The sequence below is a fragment of the Bradyrhizobium sp. CB82 genome, from assembly GCF_029714405.1.
GTDB lineage: Bacteria > Pseudomonadota > Alphaproteobacteria > Rhizobiales > Xanthobacteraceae > Bradyrhizobium.
Genome location: NZ_CP121650.1, coordinates 8,329,994 through 8,343,302, shown reverse-complemented (window position 1 = coordinate 8,343,302; position 13,309 = coordinate 8,329,994). Strand labels below are relative to the sequence as shown.

At 59.8% G+C, this 13,309-nt stretch carries 3 protein-coding genes and 1 pseudogene; all 4 read left to right on the top strand.

Annotated elements, in window-relative coordinates; translation table 11 throughout:
- The first annotated feature begins 232 nt into the window (after window positions 1-232).
- The 4 genes and pseudogenes from QA640_RS39700 (at window position 233) to QA640_RS39685 (ending at window position 13,171) form a co-directional block, all read left to right on the top strand.
- Window positions 233-2,234, top strand: a pseudogene (locus QA640_RS39700) (conjugal transfer protein TraG).
- A 9-nt stretch (window positions 2,235-2,243) separates the two neighbouring features.
- Window positions 2,244-2,681 carry a CopG family transcriptional regulator gene (locus QA640_RS39695; protein ID WP_283038064.1) on the top strand — a complete coding sequence of 146 codons (438 nt, stop codon included), beginning with the start codon at window positions 2,244-2,246 and terminating at the stop codon, window positions 2,679-2,681.
- A gap of 235 nt (window positions 2,682-2,916) precedes the next feature.
- Complete coding sequence (locus QA640_RS39690) at window positions 2,917-3,429, top strand: hypothetical protein (protein ID WP_283038063.1); 513 nt, start codon at window positions 2,917-2,919, stop codon at window positions 3,427-3,429.
- Between the two features lie 1,624 nt (window positions 3,430-5,053).
- Entirely contained in the window at window positions 5,054-13,171 is an 8,118-nt protein-coding gene (locus tag QA640_RS39685) for a shikimate kinase (RefSeq protein ID WP_283038062.1), read from the top strand.
- Window positions 13,172-13,309: the final 138 nt, after the last annotated feature.

The following is a 13,309-nucleotide window of genomic DNA, read 5'->3' as shown; positions in this document are numbered from 1 at the left end:
ATCAACCGGCAAGTATTGCTCGGGCACAGCTTGGAGAAACAGCAGCCGAGGCCGGCTGCCATCTCCGGCAGTTCTGCCCACAATAGCGAGGAGAAAGTGCATCGAAGAGGTCGGCAGATCGCCGCCGAGCTCCGGGTCCAAGATCATTCTGCTCCGCAAACGCCGCCATTTCTACGCTCGCGCAAATCTAACGTTGTGGATCAAGGCTGGCAGGGTTTGATGAACGCTTATCATGTCTACGACGAAGGTCCTTTGGGGCCAAATCATTCTTGTCCTTGCCATCGTGCTCATGACGACCTGGGCGGCGACCCAGTGGGTCGCTTGGAAACTAGGATTCCAGCCGCAACTCGGGCCGCCTTGGTTTGAGCTCGGATATGGCAAGCCCGTGTACCTGCCGCCCGCGTTTTTCTGGTGGTGGTATGCCTACGACGCCTACGCCCCAATGATATTCATTGAGGGGGCTTGCATCGCAGCGTCGGGTGGCTTCATTTCGATCATAGTTGCATTTGCCATGTCGATCTGGAGAGCCCAGGAGGCGAAGACGGCCGCAACCTACGGCTCTGCGCGTTGGGCGCTTCCTTTCGAACTTCGATCAGCGCAGCTTACCGGACCGGATGGCGTCATCCTCGGGCGGTTTGACCGCAACTATCTTCGACACAACGGGCCCGAGCACGTACTCTGCTTTGCGCCGACGCGATCAGGCAAGGGCGTCGGCCTTGTCGTTCCTACCCTTCTGACCTGGGCGGGTAGCTGCATCGTCCACGACATCAAGGGCGAGAACTGGACTTTGACGTCTGGCTTTCGTTCTTCGCATGGAAGGGTGCTGCTATTCGATCCGACCAACCGAAACTCGGCGGCTTACAATCCATTGCTCGAGGTCCGTCGGGGAGAAATGGGAGGTCCGGGATGTCCAGAACATCGCGGATGTCCTGGTGGACCCCGAAGGAGCACTAGAACGACGCAGTCACTGGGAAAAGACAAGCCACTCGCTTCTGGTCGGCGGCATCCTGCATGTGCTTTACGCCGAGCCGGACAAGACATTGGCGGGCGTCGCCAACTTCCTTTCCGATCCCAAGCGGCCCATCGAGGCGACGCTGCGCGCGATGATGACGACGCCGCACCTCGGCGATTTCGGTCCGCATCCCGTCATCGCGTCCGCAGCGCGCGAGCTCCTGAATAAGAGCGAAAACGAGCGCTCCGGAGTACTGTCGATCGCGATGTCCTTCCTCGGGCTGTACCGCGATCCGGTGGTGGCGCGGGTCACGCGGTGCAGCGATTGGCGTATTCGCGACCTCGTGGAGGCGAGGCGACCGACGACGCTCTATCTCGTAGTGCCGCCCTCAGATATCAGCCGAACCAAGCCGCTGGTGCGGTTGATCCTCAACCAGATCGGACGCCGCCTCACAGAAGATCTCCACGCCGAGGCACGCCGGCATCGCGTTCTGTTGATGCTCGACGAGTTCCCCGCTTTGGGCCGGCTCGACTTTTTCGAATCGGCGCTGGCGTTCATGGCGGGTTATGGCCTCAAAAGCTTCTTGATCGCCCAATCCCTAAACCAGGTCGAAAAGGCCTACGGCCCGAACAATTCCATTCTCGATAACTGTCATGTCCGCGTCGCGTTTGCGACGAATGACGAGCGAACTGCAAGACGGGTCTCGGAAGCTCTCGGAATGGCGACCGAACTGCGCGCGATGAAAAATTATGCTGGGCACAGGTTGAGCCCCTGGCTGGGGCACCTGATGGTGTCCAGACAGGAAACGGCACGGCCCCTGCTGACACCCGGTGAGGTCATGCAGTTGCCATCGGACGATGAATTAATATTGGTCTCGGGCTGCCCGCCGATCCGAGCCAAGAAGGCACGCTACTACGAAGATCAACGACTGCGTGAACGAGTACTCCCTCCAGCTCGGCCCGGTGAAGATGCCATCCAATCGTCGCCCGACGACTGGAGCAGGCTGCCTTTGCCTAGTGCCTTAGGAACCAAACAGGAGCGGTCTACAGAGAAGCAGCACAGTACTTCTAGTAGCGATCCGGCCAATGGTGGCATTCGGCGTGAACCCGAGCTCGGCGAGCATGAGGAGGTGGAGTTCGACCGCAGCCCGGAAAGGGCAGAGTTCGAGTTTGCCGATGAGGAAGCTGACGATGGGGTTCAGCGCGCCGGCGTTCTTCGCAAACAGGCGTCAAGTCTTGCGCGTCAGGCTGCAATGGATCCGGCCGACGGTCTAGATCTCTGAGCTGAGGACATGCGGACCAAGCATACCTTTCGCCTGCCGCCGGATCTCGCGATTCAGCTCGCCGACTATGCCAGCCGCAAGCGGGTGGCTCAGGCGCTGATTGTGGAGACGGCGCTATCCACGTTCTTGTCGCCCGATAGTTCGGAGCGAATGGAGGCGGCGCTCAGCCGGCGATTGGACCGGCTGACCCGCCAGCTCGAGCGGCTTGAACGCCACGTCACAATTTCGAACGAAGCGTTAGCCCTGTTCGTCCGGTTTTGGCTGACAGCGACTCCGCCTTTACCAGACACGGCGCAACCAGCAGCCCAGGCGAAAGGACGCGAGCGCTATGATTCATTTGTCGAAGCATTGGGCCGACGCCTGGCAAAGGGACAAAGCCTGGCGAAGGAAGTTAGCTCGGATGTAGAGCCACGTCGTGAAGGGCCGGAGAAGTCCGATCCCGTGTAAGCTTGCGGGCCTTTTTCTAGTCGCCATAAGAATTGTGTAGGAGGATTGAAGGCGCTCGCCCGAGCACCATCAATCCTTCGTTTCAACTCAAACCTCGCGCGCGTCTATCGGTCGTTCTGCGCCGACAACCGTGGTCAGCATGAGACCGCACAACAACAGATCGAAGGAGCTTGAATCGGACCTTGCGTCAAGTTGTAGATTTCTTGTGAAGACATATCCGCGAAAGCATCGGCAAATGAAGCAACCGTTTCTCATTATTGTCCTGTGTTCTGCTTTCGGGTTGCTCGGGCCGACTGGGGGGACGCTCGCGGACTCAATCCGACGCTACGACTGCACCATAGACGGAACCGATCGAGAGCCGGTAGGTGATCGAAACGGGCACATCATTATCAGCCTTCAATATACCTGCCGCATTGCGGATGGGCTGCTGAAGGACGCAGGAATCACATCGATATCGGTCAGCGAATGGGACAGTGAGAAAGGGACGTACCTGGCTTCTCTCGACGTTCACCGCGCGCTCGAAGGATATGCGGTCGGTCAGCTCTTGGAGGGGGACGGCTCCTTGGTCATGGAGGACAACAGGGCCGCCGGTATCGCAGCTACCGGTAAGACGGTGTTCAAATTCGCATCCGGCTCGTTGGCGGCTCTCTCCGGAAAAACCCTCAAATTCACGACCAAACCCGCCGTCGGCTCTCGTCGATTCGAGATGGAGTTCTCAGATTGGCCTGAAGCTGCTCAACCAAAGTGACTGGGGCCGCGGCTCCCGTCACCTCATTTGCGTGGCCGGTTGACTCGGTCAAGCCGCATAGTCAATCTGAAATCGTGGCTCGAACATCTGTATTTGTTGCTGTAGTCGGCTGCGGGAATCTGGGCAAGTTTTGATGACCCCGCGAAAGGGCTGTCGCATCCTAGAAAAAGACCGAAGACGTCAAACTGGACGGCATCGCCAAGCGCCGCTTCTTGGGATTCTTGAGTGTGTTTCTCGAAAGCGCTTTTGGCTCAGTGACTGATGCGCTCTATCGATCTGTCGTTCGTAAGGGCATGCAATTGAAGACTCTGCGTGCTCGCCAGTTGCGGATCCGACGATCCATTCAATCAGCTCTGCCATATAAGACGAGGACAAGCGGCCGATCCGGCGCGTGCTATCGCGTTCGTGAGGGCAGCCTGCACAGTTTCCGCTACATTGGAGATGGATTATGAGGCCCATTGACGAGCGCGGCAAATCGCCCATTTCAGAATTTGGTGCCAACGAAGGTCGAGGCGCTGAGGGGTCTAGCACTGGGCGGGCTTCTGGTCCGGGTGAAGAGGGCCGATCGTTCAATTCTGTTGTGGAGCGGATGCGTTCTGAGCCTCAGGATTCCGATGCTGCATATTCTCGCGTCCCGCCGCGCGCCAGTGCAGGCCGGTTTGCCGGTCCCGCCGGCCCACATCGACTCCTCGGGGCTGCGCTGCAAGGCGCAATCGGGGGAAACCGTCGTCGTTTGCGCTCCTTGCCGGAATCCGGCGTGTCGCGATCTGAGGTGGAAGCGCGGCGCGACGATCCAGAGGCTGAAAGCTCACGAGGACGCTCGCTCCTGTCGCACCCAGCGAGCGGACCAGAAGGGGGGCACGTCCATGATGTGACCACCCAGACGGTCCAAGGCCGAGGCCCGCAGCGATCTTATAGACCTGACAGTGGGGGAACAAGTCGAGACGCAGGCCCCTTGCGTGGCGAGGAGTTCTGGCGTGCCGATCGAGAGGCTGGAAGCTCGCACGCGGGCAGACGCCCGGCGGATACGCAATCCGTGTCCGAGGGCAGCGGCAGACCAGGACGGTCGCGCATCGCCAATGCGCCGACTCATCCAATCCAGCGTGAAGGTTCCGAGCGATACGATCGTACTAATGATGGCGCAGCAAATCGGGAGGCACGCCTGTTGCGTTCTGATGGCGGTCGCTGGCGTGCCTCCCGAAATGCTGAGAGCTCGCAAAGAGGCGAGCTCTCGCCGAATACGCCATCCGTGTCCGAGCGGGGTGACAGGCCAGGAAGCTGGCGCAGCGGCGGTATTCCTGCGCAGCCAACCCAGGCTGAGGGCTCGGAGCGAGTCCATCGAACTCATGGTGGCGCGCCAAGGCTCGGAGTTGACCCCTCGCGTTCAGATTGCGGGCGGCGGCGCGCCGATCGAGCGGCCGAACGCTCGCAAACAGAGCTGGCCTCGTATAGCCAATCCGTCTCTGGCTTGAGTGGCGGACCTGGAAGGGCGAACATCGACCATGCAACCATGCAGAACGTCCAAGGTGCAATACCGGGAAGGCATTCGAGACGATCGGATGAACTTAACGCTGCGCTAAGAGAAATCGCTAGCGCTCGCGACATCGGGATATTCTCACGTGCAGTGGTGCGTTACAGCAATCAGCTGCGGAGGCAGGATCTTTCAGAGTTTCTGCAAAACGCGGCTGACCGTTTCGACGCTCGATTTGTTGCGCAGTTGGAAGAAAATATCCGCTCGTCGTGGGGGTACGCCACCACATGCAACGCGGTGAGCCGGGAAGCCGGAGGTGAGGCCGGCATACAAGCTAGCCGCGCCTTAGCGGTTCGCGTGTCGCGTCTTGACAAGACGCTTATGAAGCAAATGAATCCCAGCGCCCTTTCTCTCTTCGCATCATCGTTCGGTCGGCATCCCTCGGCGGCGGAATGCCACGCAGCAATCGTCACCATCGCCGAATTTTGTTGCGATGAAAGTTTTGCGTTTCAGGAACTGCAAAACCAAAGCCTGGCATTGTTGGTCAACGGCTTCAGTAAATGGCCAGCCGAGGAGAGCTGTGGCCGAGCCACAGAAGCGATCGCCCGAGAGGTTTGTGACTCCCGCTTGTCTGAATACATTCCGCAGAACCTGGCGAATCTGGTGAACGGCTTTAGCAAGTGGCCTGAACAGGCACACTGCTCCCAAGCCGCGGGCTTGCTTGCTGGCGAAATCCTCCGCCGCGCCGCTCGCAGGGATGGGCTATTCGATTTTAATCAGCAGGGACTAGCCAACCTGGTGAACGGGTTCGGCAAGTGGCCGGAAGACCGCTGCGGCGAGGCTATTGGTGCGATCGCCAAGGAGATCGTCGCACGCCCCGACCAACTTCCTGATTTCACTTCACAGGGACTGGCCAATTTAGTGAATGGTTTCAGCAAGTGGCCGGAACGGGAGGACGCCCGCCGAGCCACAGCCGCGATCGGCGAGGAGGTATTCCGCCGCGCCCAAAACAACGAGCTTCGAGGTTTTGTCCCGCAGGACCTGGCGAACCTGGTGAACGGCTTCAGCAAGTGGTCAAACGAGGCGGGCTGCCGCAAGGGTACTGTCGAAATTGCAGTCCAAATCTGCCGCCGCGCCGCGCGCGACGCTGGGCTCTCTGATTTTATTCCGCAGCACTTGGCGAACCTGGTGAACGGCTTCAGCAAGTGGCCGGAAGAGGCAAATTCTGGTCGGGCCGCAGGCTTCATCGGCGCCGTACTCTGTCGCCGCGCCGCCCGCGCCGACGGGCTGTCTGATTTTACTCCGCAGCACTTGGCGAACCTGGTGAACGGGTTCACCAAATGGCCGGACGACACTGGTTGCAACGAAGCTACCCTAGCAATTGCCGACGAGGTTGTTCACGCCGAGGCAAGCCGGCTCTCGAGTCTTACTCCACAGCTCCTTGCCAACCTGGTAAGCGGTTTCAGTAGCAGGCCCGCGGAAATCAGTCGCCGAGCCACCGTCAAAATGGCGGATGCGATCCTGTCCCGCGCGGACCGTGACGGCCAGTTTCCTGCCTTTGGTCCGCTAGGCATGGCAAGCCTGGTGAATGGCTTCAGCAAATGGCCGGAACAATGTCGCGACGTTACAGTCGCGATCGCCAACGAGATCCTCGCGCGCAAAGAAGATCTTTCTGCTTTTGATCCGCAGGGACTTTCGAATCTGGTGAGCGGTTTCAGCAAGTGGCCGAAAGAGACGATTTGTCACGAGATCACCGTCGCGATCGCCAACGAGATCGCCGCACGCAACGAAGGGCTCTCTGATTTTGATTCGCAGGGACTGGCGAGCCTGGCCGACGGGTTCATCAAGTGGCCGGACGAGAGTGAGTCTGGTTCGGCAAGAATTGCGATCGCCAAGGAGGTCATTGCACGCGCCGACCTACTCCCTGATTTTGCTCCGTCGGAAGTGGCGAACCTGTTCCATGCGTTCAGCAGCTGGCATGAGATGGAGGACTGCTTCAAAGCAGCAGGCTTGATCGCGACCGAATTCTGCCGCCGCGCCGCCCGCGATGACAAACTGCCTGGTTTTCCTCCACAGCACTTGGCACTCCTGGCTAATGCTTTCGGCAAGTGGCCAAAGGGAGAGCTGAACTCCCGCCAAGCCGCAGTCGCAATCGCCGATGCCGTCCTTGGCCGTGCGGACGAACTTTCGGTGTTTACTCAACGGGACCTGGCGGCGGCGGTGAACGGTTTCAGCAAATGGCCGGAAGAGGATGCCTGTCTGCAAGCTGCAGATTTGATCGCTGCTGACCTGCGCCGCCGCGCCAACAGCGATGGTGGGCTTCCTGACTTTACTCCGCAGCAATTAACGAGCCTGGTAAACGGCTTCAGCAAGTGGCCGGAAGAGGAGGACGCAGGCCAAGCTATAGTTGCCGCCGTAAGTGAACTCGTCCGCCGCGGCGCCGAAGGGCTCTTCCATTTCAATGACCAGCAGTTGGCAATCCTGATGAATGGCTTGAGCAAATGGCCAACAGCAGAAGCCTGTCTGCAAGCTGCAGGCTTGATCGCCACCGAACTCTGCAGCCGGGCCACGCGACTGCCGGATTTTACCGAGCAGGGTCTGGCGGTCCTGGTGAACGGATTCAGCAAGTGGCCGGAAGAAGAGCCCTCTCGCCTGGGCACAATCGCGATCGCGCGTGAGATCCATCGTCGGGCTGACGGCCTGTCTGTTTTCTCCAGCCAGGGATTGGCAAACCTGGTCAACGGTTTTAGCAAGTGGCCGGGGGAGGGCGACACGCAACAGGCTGCCCTCGCGATCGCCGGTGAGGTCTATCGCCGCACCGACCAACTCTCCGTTTTTACGGGACAAGAGCTGGCGAACCTGGTGAGCGGTTTCAGCAAGTGGCCGCAAGAGGATTTCGCTCTGCAGGGCACGATCGCGATCGCCAGCGAAGTCCTTCGGCGCACACCGTCTGAATTTACTCAACAGGAGCTGGCTAATCTGGTGAACGGCTTCAGCAAGTGGCCGGAAGAGGAGACGACTCTCCAGGGCACAATTGCGATCGCCAGTGAAGTTCTTTGGCGCCAACCGTCTGGTTTTACTCAGCAGGAACTGGTCAACCTGGTGAATGGCTTCAGCAAGTGGCCGCAAGAGGAGTCCTCTCGCCAGGGCACAATCGCTATCGCCGGCGAGGTCCATCGCCGCGCTGATAGTCTCTCTGCTTTGACTAGCCAGGGACTGGCAAACCTGACGAACGGCTTCGCCAAGTGGCGGGACGAGAACACCCGCCGGGCCACAGTCGCGATTGCCGGTGAGGTCTGCCGCCGCAGCGACCAACTCTCAGCTTTTGCTCGGCAGGAGCTGGCAAATCTAGTGAACGGTTTCAGCAAGTGGACGGAAGATGCGAACACGGGCCAAGCCACAGTCGCGATCGCCCGCGAGGTCCGTCGCGGTAACGATCAACTCTCTCGGTTTACTGAGCAGCAGCTGGCGAATCTGGCGAACGGCTTCAGCAAGTGGCCGGAAGAGGAGGACGCACACCAGGCCACGGTGGCGATTGCAAGTGAGTTTCTTGACGGCGACCGGCTCTCTCGGGCGGATAATCAAGCTCTATCGACGCTGGTGAACGGCTTTAGCAAGTGGTCGGAAGATACGGACATTTGCCAAACCGCAGCCGTGATTGCGCGTGAGGTCTGCCGCCGCCCGCTCCCCGATCTCACGCCGCTGCAATTGGCATACCTGGTGAATGGCTTCAGCAAGTGGCCAGAAGAAGCGGCGTGCCGCCGGGCGGTAGTGGACATTGCGCGTGGACTGGGCCGCGGAGGCCAACGATTCGGTGCCTTCACGACGCCTCAGTTCAGCATGATCGCCAATGCCCTCGGGCGAAGTATCACGAAAGGGGATGATGCAGGGGAGATCATTGAGACCGCTCTGCTGAAGGATCGCTTACATCAGCTGGCCCATCACCTGCACTATGACATTGATCGGATGGCGCACAGCGATGTGCCGGCCATTGCCAGCATTTTCAAGGCCCTGGCGAAGGCCCGGCTGATCGAGGATCTTGGTTTACTCGCACCGACCGGGTTAGATCGGCTCAACCAATTGCTTCGTGCCCCTGAATTTGCCGCTGAGAATAACCTCGAAACCATGGGCAATCTTTGTGCCGCTCTGGTGCCGCTAGCGCGCAGCCCGCACCTGCGCTGGCACCGGAGACAGGCTCTCTACTTGCTGAACGACCTCCAACCGGTTGTGGAGCAAAAGATCAAGGCACATTTCAACGCAAGTAAGGCCGAGCAAATCCGTGGGCCGCTGGCCAGTCGCGGTCCCGCCCTCTCGATCTATCAGGTGCTCAAATCTCGCGCGGTCTTGGCGAACATGTTCAAGCGCCCGGACGTCGAGGGCAAGAAGTCCGATTTGCGGACGAGGCAGCACGAGCTGAAGGACGAGACCAAAAAGATCCTCGAGAGGACGCGCGACCTCATCCAAGGCGATCTTTCCAATATGAGCTGGAACCTGATCGCGCAGATCGAGGCGGATAGTCCGGTCGATGCGCTGGACACATTCGTCGAGCAGAATGCGGCAACGATCCAGGCCAAATATCAGGCGGCCGTATTTGATGTCCACGAGGTCTTGCGAGCCATGGACCACGAGCCAAGGCCCCCACAGGGCGAAGCGGGTCTGATGCGGTTGCCAGTGGTGGACATGCAAGGGCGGCTACTGCCCACGGAGCCCGAGACACGATATTCGATTTTTCACAGGCTGACCTCGGGAGCGATAGAGGTGGTGGCGGTGCAGCTGCCAGCAAAGCCGAGCGCGTTCATGCTGGCGCGTACGTTCACGTATAAGGGTGTGCCATATCGCATGGACCTGTTCGGCGGCAGCAAGTTGAAGGCGCCAAAACGGACCGTGTTGGAAATCGCGACCCATGCTCCAGGCGCACCGGCCGCAGCGTCTTCGGGGGGAAAGCTGCTCGCCATTCCCTATGCTGAAACCGCTCCGGGCACGTCGTTCGAGAAGCTGTTGCGCGCCTGGGCGCCGTTCAAAGAGGCCTATTGGTATACTCAGCGCAGGGGGTTTGCGGCGCCACCCGCCCTGAAGGATCTAGGCCCTCATGACTACGCGCTGGAGGGCGCCTTCCGGCTATTGCTGGCGCCGGACCGCCCGACCCACGAGGCTCACCCCTTCAAACTGACTGGACCGGAAGGCCCGATTGCTTTGCGACCGCACGACGGCTGTGGCTTCATCAAGGCCTCGCTCGCCGAGCTTATGCCAGCTATTCGTCGGGCTGGCCCCAAGGAAGGCCCCGATCGGATGCCGGCCTTTGGTGAGGCAAGGAGATCGTCCGTGCCTGCCTCGGCGCTGCAACATTATCCGCGCAACGAGCGGGTGGCGGACGAGGCCCGCGAGAAGACCAAGACTTGGCTTGAGAGCAGAGGAGAGGGAGGCCTGATAGGCGAGCAGCTGTTTCGCATGGTGACGGCAGGCCACATCGATGGTCCCGGTGCGGTTGCCGTTCCGTCCAGTGATAATGACCTCCATGTGCCGAAGCGCAAGAGCGAGACGTTGACGGAAACGGGAGGCGTGCTGATCGGGCGATCTCCATATGACAAGCCCAACATGCGCCCGCTCGCCGCCGAACGGGTCAAGTCGGCAGCTGATGGGGATCCGACTGCGGCATTCCTCGATCGATGCGTGGCCATGCAATACAGTTTCAGTGTCGCCCAGAAATCGGGGGAAGAGCTGGCGGCCGACGATCCCAGTTTCTTTGCCAAAGGCATCTTGATCGTGGTGCCGGATGAGATGTGGCCGGCCGATTACGCCGACCGTGGGCTCGTGATGTCGGCCGAGGACGTCAAGTGCCATTCGAGCTGGACCGAGCGCAAGGACCGCGCCAGGGTAGACACGCCGGTCGACTGCGTCGGCATCCTGCAGGCGACTGAGGTGTTTGCTCCGGGGTCGTTGGTTGCCGTCCCGACTGACGAGCAGAAAAATCTCGACGGCGACTTCGACGGGGATACCGTCGTTATCATCGGCGACCGGCCGCAGCTTTATGAGCATGTTCGCCAGTTCGACGAAAAGGAGCAAGCTCGCGGAGTTCGTTCGCTCAAGCCGCCAAAATCGTATACCCCGGCGATCGAGGGCAACAATTACCAATTCGGTCGTGCCAAGCAGATCCTCGCGGCGACGCGGGATGCTTTGGAAATTTACAGCGGCCTGCAGCGCAGCTTTCTGGCGCAGTCCCATCAAGCACGACGCTGGTTTGCCGAGCGTGCCGTGTTTGGAACTTACGAGGGCGTTCACCACGAGCTACGGCGCGACATCCGTCAGCTACTGAACCAGGAACAGGTGAGTGGTCAGGATATAGAGGACAAGCTCGACCGAGCGAGGCGCGAGATCAAGGTCGCAGACCATCCTGTGGCCCACGAGTTTGCCGAGTTGCTCGTCACCGACCTCCAAGCGTGGGCAGAAAGCGCGGATGAGCAGGTGCTGCCCGAAACAGCCGAAAGCGTGAGCGACACCAAACTGACGGTAAGCCTAGCGCTGACGGAGCTTTTCCCAAACCTAGCGGAGGCTTATCCGGCAGCCATTCACCCACGCGACCGCATCCAGGCGCTGCTCGACCACTATCCTGCGCGCATCGATCCGCGTCCGGATGGGTACATTGCGGATGACCTCGTGCAAAGCGCAAGCAACCTCCTGAGCCTCGGTATCAAGGTTGGAACGGACGCCTTTAAATCCGACACGAGCGTTGAGCTTTTTATGAAGAAAAGCCAAGGACTCCAGCGGTTGCTGCAACAGACGCCGGGCGTGAAGCCTGTGCCCTATGTCAAGAGCATGGCCGCAACCCTCAACCACGGCAGGTTCAACGTCGACACGACCTTGGAGGATCTGAAGGACAATCCCACATTGGCGGCTTCAATCATGGAAGCCTCGATTAAGCTTGCTGCGGAGAAAGGGATTCTACCCGGCCCCTTTGGCCAACAGCCAGCCGAGGAATCTGCCGTCACTTCAACGCTGACCCGCGAGCAGGCTTCAGAGCGCGCCCAAATTGAGGCTGCTCGCGCCGCGGCCGAAGAGAAGGAGATCACTGCAGCGGCGCTGCAGGTTGCCGAAAACCTCCGGCAAAGAGACATCGATGTGAAAATGCCCCATCTCGAGAATCGGTTGAGATCGGAGAACTCGCTCAGAGACCAACTCATGGAGATGAATGATGCTTCCGAAGGCGACTCACAGCTAATCAGCAATGCCGTTCGCCATGTCTTCGAAGTGCCGGATAAAAACTTTGCGCGTGCCTTCCGACAAGCCATACTGGCGTTTGAGGAGCAAGGCTACGCCGAAATCAGCACAACCAACTGGTTCAGGATGAGCGCTCCGACGTTTGTCGGCATGAAGACCGTGCTCGCCACGCCGGATGGCTACCGCTTCGAAACGGAATTCCATACGCCGGGCAGCTACCAGGCCAAAATTGCCAATCACGACACGTATAAGGAACTGCAGCGACGGCGCAGAAGCGATGCACCGGATCCCAGCAAAATGGAGCAGCTCGCGCAGCGTGCTCGAGAGGTCTGCAAAGAAGTTGCGATACCCGAAGGTGTCGGAAACATTTCACACTGGTCAATCGAAGGGATGCGCGCCGGTGGCGTCGGCGCGGCCTTCGGCTTACGATCTGCCGAACAGTCAAGGACGCTCAAACCTAATGCAAAGGAGGTTGTCGTGGCTCTTGACGGGCGGCCGATCGTGCTCGTCGGCATGCCCGGTTCCGGAAAATCCACCATTGGCCCCTATCTTGCGAGACGACTGGGCCTGCCCTTCATCGATTCCGACAAAAAAATCGAGGCGGCGGCTCGCATGTCGATAACGGACCTTTTTGAGACCAAAGGAGAGCAGCATTTCAGGGACCTCGAGGCGAGGTCGATCGCGCGGTTTCTCGAGAGGGGGCCGGTGGTGCTGGCAACCGGTGGCGGCGCGTTCATGCGTGAGGAGACGCGGCGCCACGTCGCTGAGAAGGCGGTCTCGATCTGGCTCAATACCGACATAGGCGAGATCAGGAAACGCCTTAGTCGTGACACCACCCGGCCGCTGTTACAGACCGCGAACCGGGAGGACAAGATCGCGCAGCTGGTCCGCGAGCGCGCGCCATTCTATCAGCTTGCCGATCTCACGATTGTCCCCGGCCAAAAACGTGACAACAAGAACGCGGATCAATGTGTGGCCGCATTGCATGCCCACCTTTGCGACGGAGGGGAAAACGCGGACCGGCCACCGGCCACTGTCATGGGAGCTGCACCGTGACACTCGCCGCTCACAACGCCTTCATGACTCGAGCCGAGCAATCGGGCTGGACGGTCCCTTCGCCTCGAGCGCGCACACCGCTCGATTCTCCACGATGCAGCTACGGTTGGGTTCGCTACAACACGCGTTTCGATCGGC

Bases quoted from the DNA above. Each gene is read 5' to 3' on its own strand.
- QA640_RS39695 (WP_283038064.1), top strand. From the start codon at position 2,244: ATGCGGACCAAGCATACCTTTCGCCTGCCGCCGGATCTCGCGATTCAG.
- QA640_RS39690 (WP_283038063.1), top strand. From the start codon at position 2,917: ATGAAGCAACCGTTTCTCATTATTGTCCTGTGTTCTGCTTTCGGGTTG.